Origin of the sequence: Rhodococcus sp. UYP9 (genome assembly GCF_040547235.1) — a bacterium.
In the GTDB taxonomy this organism is placed as follows: Bacteria; Actinomycetota; Actinomycetes; order Mycobacteriales; family Mycobacteriaceae; genus Rhodococcoides.
In genome coordinates this window covers 527170-544392 of record NZ_JBEPPH010000003.1, presented here as the reverse complement: position 1 = coordinate 544392, position 17223 = coordinate 527170, and the positions used below count along the sequence as shown (strand labels likewise).

At 61.9% G+C, this 17223-nt stretch carries 17 protein-coding genes and 1 riboswitch; of the genes, 11 read left to right on the top strand and 6 right to left on the bottom strand.

Features of this window, described 5'->3' with window-relative positions:
• Positions 1–80: 80 nt before the first annotated feature.
• From ctaD to ABIB36_RS12245, 3 genes are all read right to left on the bottom strand, one after another.
• Positions 81–1859, bottom strand: a complete 1779-nt coding sequence (gene ctaD, locus ABIB36_RS12255) for an aa3-type cytochrome oxidase subunit I (protein WP_354559333.1) — start codon at positions 1857–1859, stop codon at positions 81–83.
• Positions 1860–1984: 125 nt separating this feature from the next.
• Positions 1985–2461, bottom strand: coding sequence for a DUF6764 family protein (locus tag ABIB36_RS12250; RefSeq protein WP_084349021.1), 477 nt, complete (start codon positions 2459–2461; stop codon positions 1985–1987).
• 452 nt (positions 2462–2913) lie between these two features.
• Positions 2914–3378: a tRNA (cytidine(34)-2'-O)-methyltransferase gene (locus ABIB36_RS12245; protein WP_179142452.1), complete on the bottom strand. Its 465-nt coding sequence runs from the start codon at positions 3376–3378 to the stop codon at positions 2914–2916.
• 34 nt (positions 3379–3412) lie between these two features.
• Between ABIB36_RS12245 and ABIB36_RS12240 the strand changes: the two genes are divergently transcribed.
• The 3 genes from ABIB36_RS12240 to ABIB36_RS12230 are packed head-to-tail and all read left to right on the top strand — an operon-like array spanning position 3413 to position 5227.
• Positions 3413–4021 carry a pentapeptide repeat-containing protein gene (locus ABIB36_RS12240; protein ID WP_084349024.1) on the top strand — a complete coding sequence of 203 codons (609 nt, stop codon included), beginning with the start codon at positions 3413–3415 and terminating at the stop codon, positions 4019–4021.
• A gap of 54 nt (positions 4022–4075) precedes the next feature.
• The gene (locus tag ABIB36_RS12235) at positions 4076–4945 is read left to right on the top strand and encodes a bifunctional methylenetetrahydrofolate dehydrogenase/methenyltetrahydrofolate cyclohydrolase (RefSeq protein ID WP_179142453.1); all 870 of its coding nucleotides are present in this window, start codon (positions 4076–4078) and stop codon (positions 4943–4945) included.
• 6 nt (positions 4946–4951) lie between these two features.
• On the top strand, positions 4952–5227 hold the full coding sequence (locus ABIB36_RS12230; protein WP_084349026.1) for a DUF3017 domain-containing protein: 276 nt from the start codon (positions 4952–4954) through the stop codon (positions 5225–5227).
• Between the two features lie 20 nt (positions 5228–5247).
• Here the strand turns inward: ABIB36_RS12230 and metX are convergent, their stop codons facing one another.
• Both metX and ABIB36_RS12220 read right to left on the bottom strand, forming a co-directional pair.
• Positions 5248–6402, bottom strand: coding sequence for a homoserine O-acetyltransferase MetX (gene metX, locus ABIB36_RS12225; RefSeq protein WP_084349027.1), 1155 nt, complete (start codon positions 6400–6402; stop codon positions 5248–5250).
• Complete coding sequence (locus ABIB36_RS12220) at positions 6399–7736, bottom strand: bifunctional o-acetylhomoserine/o-acetylserine sulfhydrylase (protein WP_354559334.1); 1338 nt, start codon at positions 7734–7736, stop codon at positions 6399–6401. The genes metX and ABIB36_RS12220 overlap by 4 nt, the downstream gene beginning before the upstream one ends.
• Before the next feature lie 158 nt (positions 7737–7894).
• Positions 7895–8021: riboswitch (SAM riboswitch) on the bottom strand.
• A 345-nt stretch (positions 8022–8366) separates the two neighbouring features.
• Here ABIB36_RS12220 and ABIB36_RS12215 point away from each other — a divergent pair.
• From ABIB36_RS12215 to ABIB36_RS12195, 5 genes are all read left to right on the top strand, one after another.
• Positions 8367–9590 carry an NADP-dependent isocitrate dehydrogenase gene (locus ABIB36_RS12215; protein ID WP_084349029.1) on the top strand — a complete coding sequence of 408 codons (1224 nt, stop codon included), beginning with the start codon at positions 8367–8369 and terminating at the stop codon, positions 9588–9590.
• 173 nt (positions 9591–9763) lie between these two features.
• Entirely contained in the window at positions 9764–11026 is a 1263-nt protein-coding gene (locus ABIB36_RS12210; RefSeq protein WP_502944875.1) for an MFS transporter, read from the top strand.
• Positions 11027–11128: 102 nt separating this feature from the next.
• A complete protein-coding gene (locus ABIB36_RS12205) occupies positions 11129–11803 on the top strand; it encodes a response regulator transcription factor (RefSeq protein ID WP_084349030.1) in 675 nt (224 codons plus the stop codon).
• Positions 11800–12801 carry a HAMP domain-containing sensor histidine kinase gene (locus ABIB36_RS12200; RefSeq protein ID WP_256895969.1) on the top strand — a complete coding sequence of 334 codons (1002 nt, stop codon included), beginning with the start codon at positions 11800–11802 and terminating at the stop codon, positions 12799–12801. The genes ABIB36_RS12205 and ABIB36_RS12200 overlap by 4 nt, the downstream gene beginning before the upstream one ends.
• A 53-nt stretch (positions 12802–12854) precedes the next feature.
• On the top strand, positions 12855–14360 hold the full coding sequence (locus ABIB36_RS12195; RefSeq protein ID WP_084349031.1) for a DUF4153 domain-containing protein: 1506 nt from the start codon (positions 12855–12857) through the stop codon (positions 14358–14360).
• A 17-nt stretch (positions 14361–14377) separates the two neighbouring features.
• On the opposite strand, the gene ABIB36_RS12190 is transcribed toward ABIB36_RS12195, so the two are convergent.
• Positions 14378–14719, bottom strand: a complete 342-nt coding sequence (locus ABIB36_RS12190; protein WP_084349032.1) for a DUF2200 domain-containing protein — start codon at positions 14717–14719, stop codon at positions 14378–14380.
• 123 nt (positions 14720–14842) lie between these two features.
• On the opposite strand from ABIB36_RS12190, the gene ABIB36_RS12185 reads away from it, so the two are divergent.
• From ABIB36_RS12185 to ABIB36_RS12175, 3 genes are all read left to right on the top strand, one after another.
• Complete coding sequence (locus tag ABIB36_RS12185) at positions 14843–15130, top strand: DUF6412 domain-containing protein (RefSeq protein ID WP_084349033.1); 288 nt, start codon at positions 14843–14845, stop codon at positions 15128–15130.
• A gap of 63 nt (positions 15131–15193) precedes the next feature.
• Positions 15194–15820 carry an ABC transporter ATP-binding protein gene (locus ABIB36_RS12180; RefSeq protein WP_084349034.1) on the top strand — a complete coding sequence of 209 codons (627 nt, stop codon included), beginning with the start codon at positions 15194–15196 and terminating at the stop codon, positions 15818–15820.
• Positions 15808–17196, top strand: coding sequence for a DUF6297 family protein (locus ABIB36_RS12175; RefSeq protein WP_143542257.1), 1389 nt, complete (start codon positions 15808–15810; stop codon positions 17194–17196). The genes ABIB36_RS12180 and ABIB36_RS12175 overlap by 13 nt, the downstream gene beginning before the upstream one ends.
• Positions 17197–17223 lie beyond the last annotated feature (27 nt).

Here is a 17223-nt window from a genome sequence, read left to right as displayed (position 1 = left end):
TGCCGCAGGCAGTGAAGACGACATCGCTGAAGTATTACTTCCGGTGCTGAGAACTGTCTGAGAGCAACTCGCCGCAGAGGTCAGTCCCCAGAATGCTCGTCTTCTCCCGTTGCGATAGGTGCGCGGCGGGCCTTTTCGAGAACTTCGGTGGTCTGTCCGCCATGACTGCCCGGGCCGACATGAGCCTCGGCACGCATGCGCTCCACCATGTGTGGGTAGTGGAGTTCGAACGCCGGACGCTCGGAACGGATTCGCGGAAGTTCTGTGAAGTTGTGCCGCGGCGGTGGGCATGATGTGGCCCATTCCAGCGAGTTGCCGTAGCCCCAAGGATCGTCCACAGTGACCACCTCGCCGTACCGATACGACTTGAAGACGTTCCACACGAACGGCAGTGTCGAAGCACCGAGCACGAACGCGCTGATCGTAGAGATGATGTTCAGCGTGGTGAATCCATCGGAGGAGAGATAGTCGGCGTAGCGACGCGGCATGCCCTCGGCACCGAGCCAGTGCTGGACCAGGAAAGTGCCGTGGAAGCCGAGGAATGTCAGCCAGAAGTGCCACTTGCCCAATCTTTCGTCCATCATCCGGCCGGTCATCTTCGGGAACCAGAAGTAGATGCCCGAGAACGTTGCGAACACCACCGTGCCGAAGACCACGTAGTGGAAGTGCGCCACCAGGAAATAGGTGTCGGTGACGTGGAAGTCGATCGGCGGGCTGGCGAGCAGGACACCGGAGAGACCGCCGAAGAGGAACGTGATCAAGAAGCCGAATGCGAACAGCATCGGGGTTTCCAGTGTCACCTGACCTCGCCACAAAGTGCCGATCCAGTTGAAGATCTTCACACCGGTCGGAATCGCGATCAAGAACGTCATGAACGAGAAGAACGGCAACAGCACCGCACCCGTGGCGTACATGTGGTGGGCCCACACCGCCACCGAGAGTGCACCGATGGCAATCGTTGCGTAGATCAAGGTGGTGTATCCGAACATCGGCTTACGCGCAAAGACCGGAATCACCTCGGAAATGATGCCGAAGAACGGCAACGCGATGATGTACACCTCGGGGTGGCCGAAGAACCAGAACAAGTGCTGCCACAACAACACTCCACCGGTCGCCGGGTCGAACAGATGCGCACCGAGATGTCGATCGGCCGCTACCCCCAACAGTGCCGCCGTCAACAACGGGAAGACAAGAAGAATCAGAATGCTGGTGACCAGGATGTTCCATGTGAAAATGGGCATCCGGAACATCGTCATACCTGGCGCTCGCAAGCAGATGACCGTCGTGATCATGTTGACGGCGCCCAAGATGGTGCCCAAACCAGCCACGGCGAGACCGAAGATCCACAGATCTGCACCGACACCCGGCGAGTACACCGCACTCGAAAGCGGGGTGTATGCGGTCCAACCGAAGTCAGCAGCGCCACCAGGGGTGATGAAACCGGATGTAGCGATTATCGCGCCGAACAGGTAGAGCCAATACGAGAAAGCGTTCAAGCGCGGGAACGCCACGTCCGGGGCACCGATCTGCAGCGGCAGAATGTAGTTGGCGAAGCCGAACACGATCGGCGTCGCGTACAGCAACAGCATGATCGTGCCGTGCATGGTGAACAGCTGGTTGTACTGCTCCGTCGAGAGGAATTGCAAGCCCGGTACCGCGAGCTCGGCACGAATGAGCAACGCCATCAAGCCGCCGATGAGGAAGAACGAGATGGAAGTCGCGATGTACATGATCCCCAACATCTTGGGATCTGTCGTCGTCACCGCCTTGTGAATGAAAGAACCTTTCGGTCCCATCCGCGGCGGGAAAGGCCTCACCGCTTCCAGCGTGGCAGTGGGCTTGGGCTCAACAGCGGTCACTGATCCTCCTGACGATGGAAGTGACCATAATCATAAACCGCTGGAGGGGGAGTTACTACCTTTTGTCGTAGATCAAGTCCGGCCCAAGCGCGCCTCGCGCGTGTGCACGAGGCGCGCGCGAAGGGTCAACTTCCGAGGATGCAGAACTGTCCGGAAGCGAGGTTCAACGCGAGAGACAGTGGCCCGACGCAGTCGACGCCTGCAGCTTCGGCAGTTGCGCCGGAGCCCCAACCGGCGATCGCGATGGTGGTCGAACCTGCGTCTGCCCATGAATGTGCGATGCCGCCGCCGATTGCGCCCGCGTAGGACGTGCCGCCTGCGCGTGACGCGCCGAGGGCCGTTCCGAATCCCGTCGCGTATGTGGTCGAGGTGCCGCCGGTTTCGGCGACACTGACGGCCGTTCCACTGTCTGCTGCTGTGGCGGTCGCGCGCGATCCTTCTGCGGACGTTGCGCCGCAGCTGGCAGTCCCGTCGACGAGAATCTGATTGGCAGACGGAGGGGATACGCACGTCACCGGAGCTGCATTTGCCACGCCGGCTCCGGCAAATCCGGCGGCGACGAAACCGCTGGAAACAGCGAAAACTGCTGCGGTGCGGGACAATCGACTAGCCGACCGTGAAAGGCCCTGTGATGTCGAGGTGAACGATGCCGAGCGGACGAGCGAAGAAAAAGCGGAGAACAACAGGGGCTCCTTCAAGGAAACGAAATGGGTCGGTGCGGCACACCGTACCCCGGTTCTGCGCTGCGGTCATCAGTGAATTATCCCTACTCCGTGTAACGGTTCGGCTCGTCTTCGCGGGCCTCGCTCGGTCGCCTGATGGCCTTGATCGCGGGAGCGGTCACCACCGCGGATCTGCTCGCGGCTGAATCTGCCGAGGACCTCACACCGTCACCGGGGCCGGACAATTTCTGGTACGGAATCGTCGCCGGATGGAATTCGCTTGTCGACACCGGGAGAGACGCGCTCGTGGCGCTCGGGCGGGCCGTTTTGTGGTTGGGAACTCTCACAGTGGGTGCTCAGCTCGGCTACGTCATCGTCAGGATCGTCCGCCGTCACACACTCCCAGCGAATCCGTGTTGGCGCCATGCCTCGTACATGACGACGGCGGCCGCGTTGGCTAGGTTGAGCGATCGTCGACCCTCGATCATCGGAATACGCAGATGCTCGGTGACCAGCGGATCGCCGAGCACTTCCTCGGGGAGACCGGTCGGTTCGGGACCGAACAACAAGACATCACCCGGTAGATAGGACACGTCCGCGTGAAACTTGCTCGCATGCGCGGTAAAGGCGAACACCCGTTCCGGCGCCAAGGCCTCCCAGGCGGCAGGCAGGTTCTCGTGGACGGTCACCGAGGCCAGATCGTGGTAGTCCAGGCCGGCGCGCTTGAGCTTGGGCTCGGACATATCGAAGCCCAGCGGACCGACCAGGTGCAGTTCACATCCGGTGCCGGCGACGAGTCGGATCGCGTTCCCGGTGTTCTGAGGGATACGCGGCTGAAAGAACATGAGGCGAAACACCCGGCTCACTCTGCCATCAGCGGTACCGGGAACAATGGCAGAGGTGCACGAGAAACAGATTATCGGCGAGGACTACTCCGACGCGAGACTCGACCAACAGCAATGGGACGACCGTGAGTACGTGGCGTGCAACTTTCGAGACGCCGACCTCAGCGGCGTGAAGACTACCGCGGTGGTCTTCACGGAATGTGACTTCACCGGCACGGATCTGACCGAGTCGGTCCATGTCAACGCGGCTTTTCGCTCCTGCACCTTCGCGCGGACCAACCTGCAACACAGCGTCTTCCGTCATTCGACCATGATCGGCTCGACGTTCGTCGATTGTCGGATGCGCCCGTCGACTTTCGACGAGGTCGACTTCACGTTGGTAGGAATGGGGGGAGCCGACATGCGCGGGATGGACTTGACCAACTGCCGCATGGTCGAGGCGAACTTGGTGAACACCGACCTGCGCAAGGCGATATTGCGTTCGGTGGATCTCAGTGGCGCAAGAACCGTAGGCGCCAAGATGCAGGAGGCCGATCTTCGTGGTGCCCGGATCGACGCACACCTCTGGATGTCTGCGACGGTGACCGGTGCCCGGATCGAGCTGACACAGGCGGTCGCATACGCCCAGGCGCACGGGCTTTCGGTCGAGGGCTGACTACTTGCGGACCGGCGTCCGCTCCACCTGCCGGCACCTGGAACAATAGCTATCGTGACTGCGACGATTCTGGACGGCAAAGCAACCCGAGACGAGATCTTCGTCGATCTCACTCAGCGAGTGACAAAGCTACGAGAACACGGGATCGTTCCCGGGCTCGGCACGGTGCTGGTGGGCGATGATCCCGGCTCGGCGGCGTACGTTCGCGGCAAGCACAATGACTGCGCCAAGGTCGGTATCACCTCGATTCGGCGTGATCTGCCTGCCGACATCTCGCAGGCGGAGCTCGACGCCGTGATCGACGAGCTCAATGCCAATCCCGAGTGCACCGGTTACATCGTGCAGCTTCCACTTCCGAAGCATCTGGACGAGAACGCTGCACTCGAACGAATCGATCCATCCAAGGATGCCGATGGACTGCACCCGATCAATCTCGGCCGACTCGTCCTCGGTAAGCAAGCGGCGTTGCCTTGTACCCCACGTGGGATCGTCCACCTCCTCCGTCGCTACGACGTAGCGCTCGACGGGGCCCATGCTGTCGTCATCGGTCGAGGGGTGACAGTTGGCCGTCCTATCGGTCTGCTGCTCACTCGCAAGAGCGAGAACTCCACCGTTACCCTGTGCCACACCGGGACCAAAGACCTGGCCGCGGAGGTTCGCCGCGCCGACATCGTCATTGCTGCTGCGGGTGTCCCCGGAATCGTCACCGCGGACATGATCAAGCCCGGTGCCGCAGTGCTCGACGTCGGGGTTACTCGAACGGATGAGGGACTGCGCGGGGACGTTGCGCCCGAGGTGGCCGAAGTCGCCGGTTTTCTCTCACCCAACCCGGGTGGAGTCGGGCCGTTGACGAGAGCGTTCCTACTCTCGAACGTGGTCGAGCGAGCCGAGCAGGCTCTCGCAACCACCCCAGAAGCGGTCTGACCTTCGATGTGGTCCCAGATTCGCAAGAACCTGCCGCTCGTCATCGTGCTCGTGATCATTGCGGCGGCGCTCGTACTCGTTCTTGCGGATCGGTGGCGCCGCGGCGCCTTCGTATTCGGCGTGGCGACAATAGTGGCCGCAGGCTTCCGGTTGTGCATGCCGGAGAAGAACGTCGGCCTACTGCAGGTCCGAAGCAGAACCTTCGACGTCTCGGCTATGGCCCTGGTCGGGGGAGCTATCGTGTTGCTGTCGGCGTCGATCGATCCGCTCGGCACCGACTGAGTATTCGTCCGGTCGAATACTCAGCTGGTGCGACCCTTCGAGACGCGCGCATGCTTCATCGTCTCGCCGAGTAGTGCGGATACAGCGCTGGCTTCGGTCAGAAATCCGTCGTGGCCATCACGTGACTGAATGACCTCGAGACCGCGGCATTCCGGTAGGCCGCGGGCGAGTTCCTTCTGTAACCGCAAGGGATAGAGCCGATCGGAGTCGACGCCGCCGACGATCGTCGGGACGGTAGCCATGGCCAAGGCAGCGTCGAATCCACCTCGCCCACGTCCGATGTCGTGCCTGTTCATGGCTTCGGTCAACAATACGTAGGTGCTCGCGTCGAAACGGTCGACCAGCTTGCTCGCCTGATGCTGTAGGTAACTCTCTACCGAGTACCGTCCGCCCTGCCATGGATCTTCTTCGCCTTGGCCGGAGTTGGCGAACCTGAGGTCGAGCTCGCTCTCGGTTCGGTACGTCAGGTGTGCGATTCGGCGCGCTATGCCCAGTCCGACCCGTGGGGCCCGGCCGGTTCCGTGATAGTTGCCGCCCTGCCAGTCGGGATCGGCCTTGATCGCCTCGATCTGAGTTGTCTGCGTACCGATTTGGTCGGCAGTTGCACGACCTCCGACCGCAAGCACCAGAGCTGACGCGACGCGGTCCGGGTATCCGACTATCCATTCGAGAGTGCGCATGCCTCCCATGGAGCCGCCGACCACGGCCGCACATCTTTCGATGCCGAGTACATCGGCGAGTGCTATCTCGGCGGACACCTGATCGCGGATCGAGATCTCCGGAAAGGTACTGCCGTATGGGACTCCGCTCGGGTTCAGTGACGACGGTCCTGTCGTTCCACCGCAACCACCGAGCACGTTGGAGGCGATGACACACCATTCGTCCGTGTCGATCGGAGCGCCGGGCCCGACCATCCCGTTCCACCACCCGGGCAAGGCATGAGCGCCTCCGGCAGGTCCGGACACATGTGAGTCCCCGGTCAACGCATGCTCGACGAGCACCACGTTGTCGCGGTTCGGGGACAGCTCACCCCAACGTTGAACGGCGATGGTCACCTGCGGCAGGGACGCACCGTTCTCGAGGTCCAGCCGACCGATGTCGATACTGCCGAGCCGTCCGTCCGGCGCAGGAAACCCTGCGGCCGAACGGACGTCGTGCACTGAGCTGATGGTCAAGACGCCGCCGCAGCGAATCCGCGCGCGAGATCAGCGACGATGTCGTCGATCCCTTCGATGCCCACCGCGAGGCGCACGAGTCCTGGAGTGACACCCGCCGCGGTCTGCTCCTCGGGTGACAGCTGTGAGTGAGTTGTCGATGCGGGATGAATTACGAGTGAGCGCACATCACCGATGTTAGCTACATGGCTGTGCAGGCTCAGTGCGTCGACGAACTTCTTGCCCGCGTCGATGCCGCCCTTCAGTTCGAAAGCGACGATGGCACCCTGCCCCTTCGGTGCCAATTCCTGGCCACGTTCGAACCACGGGGAGGACTTCAGACCTGCGTAATTGACGCTGACGACCTCGCTGCGAGCCTCGACGAAGGCTGCTACCTTCTGCGCGTTCTCGACGTGGCGTTCCATCCGAAGGCTCAGCGTCTCGAGTCCCTGGCTGATCAAGAATGCGTTGAACGGTGCGACTGCGGCCCCGATGTCGCGAAGCAGTTGGACCCGAGCCTTGAGGGCAAAGGCCGGTGCACCGAGGTCCGCGAACACCACGCCGTGATAGCTCGGGTCAGGAGTGGTGAAGTTGGCGTGGCGCCCTTGGGTCCAGTCGAAAGTGCCACCGTCGACGATGACGCCTGCGATTGCTGTGCCGTGGCCACCGAGGTACTTGGTGGCCGAATGGACGACGATGTCGGCGCCGTGCTTCAGCGGCTGGATGAGATACGGCGTCGCGACGGTGTTGTCGACGATGAGCGGAAGGCCGTTCTCGTGCGCGATCTTCGACACTCCGGGAATGTCGAAGATGTCGTTCTTCGGGTTCGAGATCGTTTCGCCGTAGAACGCCTTCGTCTTCGGTGTGATCGCGGATCGCCACTGTTCGAGGTCGTCCGGGTCGGAGACGAAGCTGACGGTGATACCCAGTTTCCGCAACGTGTAGTGGAAGAGGTTGTACGTGCCGCCGTACAAGCGCGGGCTCGAGACTATGTGATCGCCTGCTTCGGCGATGTTCAGAATTGCAAGAGTCTCGGCGGCTTGTCCGGAGGCCAAGAGCAGCGCCGCGACGCCACCCTCCAGCGCTGCGATGCGCTGCTCCACGGCATCCTGCGTGGGGTTCATGATGCGGGTGTAGATGTTGCCGGGCTCGGTCAGTCCGAAGAGCGCGGCAGCGTGGTCGGTGCTGTCGAAGGTGTACGACGTCGTCTGGTAGATCGGTAGCGCGCGTGCGCGTGTGACGCCGTCAGCGTTCTGGCCTACGTGAATCTGCTTGGTTTCGAAGCTCCACGACGCGGCGGGATCTTCGATGGGTGAGCCGGCGGCATCTACGACGTCGGGTGTGTTCTCGCTCATGGTGGTTGACTACTCCGTTTTCGATTCAAGAGTGCGATTCGGCTGGGGCTCGGCGTAGCGAGCCGGGCGGGGCGTATCGAAGCGACAACACATCGTGAACCTCCTAGGGGCTAGCAACCGAGCATGGTTGTGCTCGGTTGTTGGGTTCGCCCCTGGCGAACCCGCGCTTGTTCTCCGACTGCACGAACGCAGTCGACTAACCAGGTCTTCTCACCCGGGGCACCCCACCGCGGTTGGAGGGTTGCCGGCCAGCAAGCCGGGGCTTTGACGCTGGCACTCATGACCTTCGCAGAATCCTAGCGTGTCCTCCGACACGTGGAATAGCGACACCGTCGTCAGTGTCGATCGGGCTGTCACCAGGGCCCACAGTGGTCGCCGGTCGGAGATACGACGAAAGGGTCTCCGGCCATGCCTGAGCGGCCAAGCAGTACGCTTGTCTTGTTTCCTCGCACGCTCACGCACAGCGCGCGAGGCGTATACGTTCGAAGTCGAGTACACGCACTCGGCCCAGCAGTGAAAAGGCGTAATACGGGTGGGACCGCCGATCGACTCACAACGTCGGTTCTGCGGCAACACTGGCAGCTTCGGAAGACGAAAACGGCATACTTCCCAGGAGGACGCGAACCCCACATGTCCAAGATCAAGGTCGAAGGCAAGGTCGTCGAACTCGACGGCGATGAGATGACACGCATCATCTGGCAGTTCATCAAGGACAAGCTCATCCATCCGTACCTCGATGTCGATCTCGAGTACTACGACTTGGGAATCGAATCCAGGGACAAGACGGATGACCAGGTCACCGTCGATGCCGCGAACGCAATCAAGAAGCACGGCGTCGGGGTCAAATGCGCGACGATCACTCCGGACGAGGCTCGCGTCGAGGAATTCGGCCTGAAGAAGATGTGGCGTTCGCCGAACGGGACCATTCGCAATATTCTCGGTGGCACCATCTTCCGGGCACCGATCATCATCTCCAACGTTCCGCGACTGGTTCCGGGCTGGACCAAGCCGATCATCATCGGCCGCCACGCCTTCGGCGATCAGTACCGCGCCATCGACTTCAAGGTCCCGGGACCTGGCACCGTGACCATCACCTACATGCCCGAGGACGGCAGTGAGCCGATCCAGCACGAGCTGGTCAGGTTCACCGAGGAGAGCCTCGGCGGCGTCGTGCAAGGTCAGTACAACTTCAATCAGTCGATCATCGACTTCGCCCGTGCGTCGCTGAATTACGGTTTGCAGCAGAATTACCCGGTGTACTTGTCGACCAAGAACACGATCCTCAAGGCCTACGACGGCCAATTCAAGGACACCTTCCAGGACATCTACGAAAAGGAATTCAAGGCGGAGTTCGACGCCGCCGGACTGACGTACGAGCATCGCCTCATCGACGACATGGTCGCGTCGTCCATGAAATGGGAGGGCGGATACGTATGGGCCTGCAAGAATTACGACGGCGACGTCCAGTCGGACACCGTTGCGCAGGGCTTCGGTTCGCTCGGCCTCATGACGTCGGTTCTGCTCACGCCGGACGGTAGGACCTGTGAAGCAGAGGCTGCACACGGCACGGTGACGCGCCATTTCCGTCAGCACCAGCAAGGGAAACCGACCTCGACCAACCCGATTGCATCGATCTTCGCGTGGACTCGAGGTCTCGAACACCGCGGCAAGCTCGACAGCACTCCCGACGTCACCGGCTTCGCTCAGTCCTTGGAAGACATTGTCGTCAAGACCGTCGAAGGTGGCCAGATGACGAAGGATCTGGCCGCACTCGTCGGAGGAGATCAGGGCTACCTCTCCACCGAAGAATTTCTCGGAGCACTCGACGAAAACCTGCAGAGGGCGCTGAAGTAGTTGCATGAAACAGCTGAGCACCTGCTCGGGTGAGGACAATCACCGGGCGTGGACTCGGAAATCAGGTGGCGCGGGACGAGAATCGAAGAAGGGGACGTTCCCTACCAGGGTCGTCCCTTTCTTCATGTTCGACAGAGATCGTGTTCCCATCTCGATGAAAAGGTTGTTCTGCTGTGAGTGTCACCGATTCGGCGTTCGCCAAGAATGTCACCGCTGTGCGTGAGCGGGTGTCGAACGGTCCGAATGGCGGTCGAAGAACGTTGTCCACGCGGCGAAGGTTCGCGATGCTTGCCCTGTCCATCGGCGGCTTCGGTATCGGCACCACCGAGTTCGTGTCCATGGGTCTATTGCCCGAAATGGCGACCGCGATGGACGTGTCCGAGCCGAGCGCCGGACATCTCATCTCGGCCTATGCACTCGGAGTGGTCATCGGCGCTCCCGTCATCGCAATACTGGCAGCACGGGTACCTCGCCGGGTGTTGCTGCTCGCCTTGATGGTCGCATTCGCCCTCGGCAACCTCGGCACGGTCTTCGCGCCGAGTTTCTACGAGTTGATGGCGTCGCGTTTCGTTGCAGGCCTTCCTCACGGTGCCCATTTCGGTGTCGCGGCGTTGGTCGCCGCACACCTGGCGGAACCGGGCAAACGTGCCAAAGCGGTCGCCATGGTCATGATGGGTCTGTCGATCGCCAACGTCGTCGGAGTGCCGGTGGCCACGTGGGTCGGGCAGTCCTTCGGATGGCGCAGTGCCTTCGGCATCGTGACGGTCATCGGTGCCCTGACCGTCGCCGCGATCGTTGCGTGGATGCCTCGCCTGGACGGAATGCCCACCACGCGGGCGATAACCGAGCTCGGTGCCTTGGGGCGTCCGCAAGTGTGGATGACACTGATCATCGCCGTCGTCGGCTTCGGCGGGATGTTCGCCGTGTACACCTACATTGCGACCACTCTCACCGACGTCTCGGGCCTGTCGAAGGCTTTCGTTCCCGTTGCGCTGATGATTTATGGGCTCGGTATGGTCGCCGGCAACTATGCGGGTGGCCATATCGCGGACCGCATGCTGATTCGGGGGATGTACATCTCGATGACCGCGATCGCCCTCAGTTTGTTCGGTTTCGTGTTCGCGGCGCAGAACCCGTACACGGCCTTGCTGTTCGTGTTTCTGATCGGAGCATCCGGTTCGTCGATGGTGCCTGGTTTGCAGACCCGACTCATGGACGTCGCAGCCGATGCACAGACTCTTGCCGCCTCGCTCAACCATGCCGCGTTCAACCTTGCCAACGCGATCGGAGCAGCCGTCGGTGGTGCGGTGATCGCTGCCGGCTTCGGATACACCGCTCCTGCGGCTGTCGGCGGTGTGTTGGCCCTCGGTGGCATGCTCGTGCTGACTGCCGCGGTCATGATGCAGAAGAAGTCCGACGCGAAAGCCGCGCTCTAGCCGAGACCCCGCCGGGCGGGTTGTGACTGTGCGGTGCGATCTTCACCGAACCTCCACATTTCCCGTCGTTCCCCTCCATGGCCGACCTCTAGGGTCAGGGACATGAACCGCACAGTCCTGGTCGTCGACGACGAACCGACTATCTCCGACGCTCTTGCCGCGCGCCTGCGTGGTGAGGGCTTCGACGTCGTGACGGCCGCTGACGGTCCCACCGCAGTAGAGGTGTGCGGGAGAACTCGGCCCGATGTGGTGGTGCTCGATGTGATGCTGCCGGGCTTCGACGGGCTCGAGGTGTGTCGGCGAATTCAGGCACAGCGTTCGGTGCCGGTCCTGATGCTCACCGCGAAGTCCGACGAGACAGACATGTTGGTCGGCTTGGGTGTCGGTGCGGACGACTACTTGTCGAAGCCCTTCAGCATGCGCGAGCTGGTTGCCCGCGTTCATGCGCTCGTCCGGCGTTCGGAACGCGTGATGGTCGATGAATCTGCTCCCACGCGGATCGGTGCCATTCGGATCGATCACGATGCACGCCGAGTGTCGGGCGCCGACGGCGAAATTCATCTGACACGAACCGAATTCGATATTCTGACGTACCTTGCCTCTCGCCCCCGGACCGCCGTCGGCCGTGACACGCTGCTGGCGGCGTTGTGGGGATGGGAGGACTCGGCGAGTAGCCGTACCGTCGACAGTCACGTGAAGGCCTTGCGACGCAAGCTCGGTGGCGACCTCATCAGAACTGTGCACGGCGTCGGGTACGCGCTGGAGGTGCCACGATGACCTCCGTGACCGACGCCTTCGTGTCGATGACGCGTAGGTTGCCGCGCCCGCTCGATCCGCTGGGTTCGTTCAAGTTGAAGGTGTCCTTGATCGTGGGGTTGGTGCTGGCAGCGGCAAGCATCACGTTCTGGTTCGGGGCCGGGTGGCAGTTTCGTTATGCGTTACTGGCCGCACTTGTCATCTCGTTGGTGGCGACACAGGTTGTGGCACACGGGATGACCTCGCCGTTGCGAGAAATGACCGTGGCTGCGGGGGCGATGGCGCGAGGAGACTATTCGAGACGGGTACGTGCTACCTCTCGAGACGAGATCGGGCAGCTCGCTGCAGCCTTCAACACGATGTCGACAGATCTCGAAGCAGCCGAGAAGTATCGGCGAGAGCTGATCGGTAACGTCTCGCACGAGCTGAAGACCCCTATCTCAGCGTTGCGAGCGGTACTGGAGAACCTGGTCGACGGAGTCAGTGAACCCGACCCGGCAACCTTGTCCGTTGCGCTGCGGCAGACGGAAAAGCTCGGTGACCTCGTGACCGAGCTACTCGATCTGTCGAGGTTGGAAGCAGGCGTACTCACCCTCCACGAGGAACTCTTTCTCGTGTACGACTTCCTGTCGGACACGACTAAGGGGCAACCCCGTGTGCATCTCGACGTGGTGCCGCCGACCCTGTCGATCGTTGCCGACAAAGCTCGACTGACCCAGGTCGTGAACAACTTGGTGGACAATGCCGTTCGGCACGCGTCGTCCGGAGCAGACGTTGCACTCTCGGTTCGGCAGGTCGGTGGCGATCTTCTGTTCGACGTGGTCGACGACGGCCCGGGTATCGCACCCGAAGAGCGCTCGAGGGTGTTCGACCGGTTCACTCGCGGCGGTTCCACCGATGGTGGCACCGGGCTGGGTCTGACGATCGCCCGCTGGGCGACCGAATTGCACGGCGGCACAATCGAAGTGCTCGATCGTAGTCCTGGATGTCACATCCGGGTATCCATTCCTTGTAACTGAAGCGAAATTCAGCTCACCACCACCGCGGCTTGACAGTGCCGTGGAGCTCTGTCATGCCCGCAACAGAAAGAGGTCTTTTCGTGATCGTCGTAGACAAACCCGAAACCGTTGTGAGAAAGCAGAACTGGTCCCTGTGGCCGCGTCGAGTCTGGCCGCCGCGCCGTTACGCGGCAGCGCCGCGCAACGTCTTGATCGGTGCGCTGGTCGTCGGGTGCATCGGTGCGGTAGTTCTCGGTGATCGCGGGATCGGCTACCCCATCACTGCCGTGGCGATCATCTTTGCGGCATTACGTGCATCGAAGGGTGCACCGACGCGGTGGCAGATGGTCGGTGCTGTGGGAGTCGTTGCCCTGAGTTCGATCGCCGCATTCCGTGCTGCGGAGTGGCTCGTGACGCTCGCCGTCGTAATGGCCGTTCTCGTCGCCGGGGTGGTGCTCTCCCGCTCGTGGACGTGGACAGGTGTCGCTCTCGGTGCACTCATTCCCGCGCTGGTACCGGCCCGCGTAGTGCGTTGGTGCACCCGCGGATCGCGCAGAATCGACATGGGGGGACTTGCACCTGGTCGAGTATTTCGCGTCGCAGCCACGACGGCAGTGCTGTTCCTCGTCTTCGCAGGTCTTTTCGCCGGAGCCGACCCGCAGTTTGCCGAAGTCCTGTCGAGCGCGACACCGACGGTGCGAGTCGACAGTGGATTCGCCCGGATTCTCCTCTTCGCGCTGGTTGCCGCGGGGACACTCGCGGTGTCGTACGTCGTAGCAAATCCGCCCCGATTCGATGCTCTGGCCCGGCCGAGCGCGGGGTCACTCCGGCTGTGGGAGTGGACTGTTCCGCTGGGAACGTTGATCGTTCTGTTCGCGATGTTCGTCTTCGTTCAACTTCGAACCCTGTTCGGTGGCCAAGCACACGTCAGGACGACCGACGGATTGACCAACGCCGAATATGCACGCCAGGGGTTCTGGCAGCTTCTCGCGGTGACGGTCCTGACTTTGCTGGTGCTCGCGGTCACGATCCGAAAGGCGTCCCGCGTGTCCGGATCCGACCGCCTCGCACTGCGTCTGCTGCTGGGCGTGCTCTGCGCACTGTCGCTCGTGATCGTCGGATCGGCACTTCATCGTATGTCTCTGTACGAACAGCAATACGGATATACGACATTGAGGGTGTTCGTCACCGCGGTGGAATTGTGGCTCGGATCGGTGTTCGTCCTCCTGATGGCCACCGGAGTGTCGATGTCCGGCCGATGGCTACCCCGCGCGGTTGTGGGAAGTGCAGTTCTGACCGTCCTCGCGTTGGCAGTGATCAACCCCGACGCCTACATTGCTCGGCAGAACGTGGATCGCTTCGAGCAGACAGGAAAGATCGACACGACATATCTTTCACGTCTGTCCGCCGACGCCACCGAAGAACTCGACCGACTCGAAGAGCCGTATCGCAGTTGCGCGATCGGCAGAGCTGTCGCAGCGGAGTCGAGTTGGAACGAATGGAATCTGGCCGACGCCCAAGCCCGTCGCATACTGACCGAACAGCCGCGACGACAGTGCGCAAGCCATGCAGTTCGGTGACATCCCGAAGCGTCGAGCTATGCCCGTAGGACCTTCTCCATCGCACGGCCCTTGGCCAACTCGTCGACCAACTTGTCGAGGAAACGGATCTTCTGCATCAATGGATCTTCGACTTCTTCGACGCGCACCCCGCACACCTTGCCGGTGATCAGCGACGTATCAGGGTTCATCTCCGCGTCGGCGAAGAAGTCCTCGAACGTCGTTTCGGCGGCCAGATGCGCGTTCAATGCGGCTTCGTCGAATCCGGTGAGCCACTCGATCACCTCATCGAGTTCGGCTTTGTTGCGGCCCTTGCGTTCCAACTTCTTCACATACAGCGGATACACGGACGCGAAGCTCGAGGTGAAGATCCTGTGCATGTGTTCGAGTGTAGTTTCACGAGCTGACAGTTGGGCTTCCGGAGACGCCGTTGAGCAAGTATGGTCGAGACTCGCTTCTGCGATGCATCACTGCTTCACGACTGAACGAGGAAGGGGAGCCGAGTGAAGTTCCTCCACCTCGTTGCGACCTACCTCGTTCTACTCGTGGTACTTGCCACGTTCCAAGATTCGGTGTTCGCTGCCGCATTCGGACTCGTGCTCGCAGCCGTCGTCGTCACAGTCGTGGTCATCTCGGGTCGGCGCGGTCTCATTCTTCTGCTTCCACGGACCGATCACGGCCCCGACCACGAGCAACGTCGACTTCGCGGGTCCTTCCGTAGACAGTATCGGCCCGACGAGCCAGGTCGGCCTATGCCGCGAGCACCCGGTTCCGTGGTGGGGGCACTCTGAGTCGTCGAGTTCTCCCACTCCTTAGCTTTTGTGCACTTGCGAGGAATCCACGGGAGAATTCATATGCTTGTCATTACCAACGCCACCAGGCGTTTCGGTTCGCTGACCGTGTTCGGCGGCATCAATTTCAGAGTCGACGAAGGTTGCGCGTGCGCGATCGTCGGGTCCAACGGTTCGGGGAAGACGACCCTGCTGCGATGCATATCAGGAGCAGACAGGCTCGACGAAGGCACGATTTCGCTCTTCGCGACGGAGGTCGACGAGTCCTCACCGGTTTTTCGATCTCGGGTCGCGTCCGTTCTCGACGACCCTGGCACGTTTCCACACCTGACGGTGAGCGAGCATCTTCAGCTCGTCGCGGCCGCCCACGGCGCACCGAACTCGTACGAGATCGCGACGGAGGTTCTGGAGGGAGTGGGGCTCGGACGCGCCGCCGATCAGCTGCCCGGCACCTTGTCCAGTGGCCAGAGGCGCCGGCTTGCACTGGGTTCGGTGTTCGTGCGCCCGCGAAAGATGCTCGTGCTGGACGAGCCCGAGCAACGCCTCGACACAGCAGGCAGGAAATGGCTCGCGGCCGCGCTCGTCCGGGAGAAGCAGTCGGGATGCATCGTCGTGATGGCCTCACACGACCGCGAACTCGTTTCCTCTGTTGCTGATACAACTCTGGACGGTGACGTGTGGCCACGATAGAACTCGCGCGAACGTATCCTTCCGCGCCTTCGATTCGGCGCCGGGTCCGCGGGTGGCGCCGGGAACGTCAGCCGATCGACCTAGGTGATCACCTGACGGTGTGGGGGCTACCGATCTTCGTCGGTGCCGGGTTGCTCTGGTGGCTGATCGGGCACGAATCGGGAGCCATGTCCTTCTCCAATGCTCTACCTGGTGGTGCGGCGAAAGTCGAGGTCGAGGTCGGGTTCGGTATCACGATGATCGCCTTCGCCGCTCTGATGAAGGCAATCTCGGAACTCGGTCCACTCGCGATCGGTTCTACGAACAGGCATTGGCTCTACTCGTCTCCGGTCTCTCGCGGAGCGCTGTTGGCACCCCGATTCGCGATGTCCACCACATTCGGTGCGATCGGCGGGCTTGTTCTGGTGCGAATGTCGACGCTGTTCACCACAACCCCGGTTCCATGGTGGTGGTGTGGCCTTCTCGGTGCGGCGCTCGGCGCGGGATCAGTCGGATTCGGTGTCGTTCGACAGCAGGACGGGCATGCCGCCACGCTCTATCGAGTGGCAATTTCAATGATTGCTTCGATCGGAGCGATCTGTTGTGCGGGGGTGTTCCTTTCGACCCCGCGAGTTTCGCCGCACGTTGCGCTCGCTCTCGCTGTCGGCGCGATCGTCGCATCGGGGGTCGGAGTAGCACTCGGGGCATACCGCTTGCGCCACTTGGACGCTGTCTCCCTGAGCGCCGGATCGGACCTGCTCACCGCCCTGCGTGCATCGACGACCATGATCGACGGTTCGATACTGTCCGCCGAGTTGGCATCCAGGACGTGGCGACTGATGGGCTCGGCACCCTCACGCCGTTTTCGCTGGAACGGCGCAAAAGCGCTGATCGAAGCAGACTTTCGACGTGTCCATCGCGATCGTGGGGCGGTTCGCCTGCTCGGTTACATGTGCGTTCTGCCGTATGTGTCCGGTGCGACGGTCAGCGCGGCGGCGATTCCCGTCGTGGTGCTCTTGTGCGCGGTGACGGTCGCCGGCCGGTTCGGGCGAGGGTTGCGAGATATGAATGCGTCGAACACGTTTCGAGCGGTGTTCGGAGGTAGCGACGCCGGGATCAGGATGGCGCACCTGGCGACGCCGGCGGCGGCAGTCTCGATCCTTTTCGTGGTGTGCTTACCGATTCTCTGGCACGCTTCCGTGATCGCGGTGACGGTCATCCCGGTGGTTGCGCTGCTGGCCCTCTACAGATCGACGAGTCGGCCGCCACTGGATTACGGCGGCTTGATCCTCGAGACGCCGTCCGGCCAGATTCCGGTGGACATGATTCGTCAACTTGTGCGGGGACCGCTCGTCGTCGCTGCAGCAGCCTTCCTGCAACTTGCCGTCGCTATGTGAAGGGATGGTGGCGGTGACTTCGAGTGT

Excerpts from the sequence above, each read along its gene's own strand:
- ABIB36_RS12205 (WP_084349030.1), top strand. The coding sequence starts at position 11,129 with ATGAACCGCACAGTCCTGGTCGTCGACGACGAACCGACTATCTCCGAC.
- ABIB36_RS12190 (WP_084349032.1), bottom strand. The coding sequence starts at position 14,719 with ATGCACAGGATCTTCACCTCGAGCTTCGCGTCCGTGTATCCGCTGTAT.
- ABIB36_RS12215 (WP_084349029.1), top strand. The coding sequence starts at position 8,367 with ATGTCCAAGATCAAGGTCGAAGGCAAGGTCGTCGAACTCGACGGCGAT.
- ABIB36_RS12200 (WP_256895969.1), top strand. The coding sequence starts at position 11,800 with ATGACCTCCGTGACCGACGCCTTCGTGTCGATGACGCGTAGGTTGCCG.
- ABIB36_RS12195 (WP_084349031.1), top strand. The coding sequence starts at position 12,855 with ATGCCCGCAACAGAAAGAGGTCTTTTCGTGATCGTCGTAGACAAACCC.
- ABIB36_RS12240 (WP_084349024.1), top strand. The coding sequence starts at position 3,413 with ATGGCAGAGGTGCACGAGAAACAGATTATCGGCGAGGACTACTCCGAC.
- ABIB36_RS12180 (WP_084349034.1), top strand. The coding sequence starts at position 15,194 with ATGCTTGTCATTACCAACGCCACCAGGCGTTTCGGTTCGCTGACCGTG.
- ABIB36_RS12230 (WP_084349026.1), top strand. The coding sequence starts at position 4,952 with ATGTGGTCCCAGATTCGCAAGAACCTGCCGCTCGTCATCGTGCTCGTG.
- ABIB36_RS12220 (WP_354559334.1), bottom strand. The coding sequence starts at position 7,736 with ATGAGCGAGAACACACCCGACGTCGTAGATGCCGCCGGCTCACCCATC.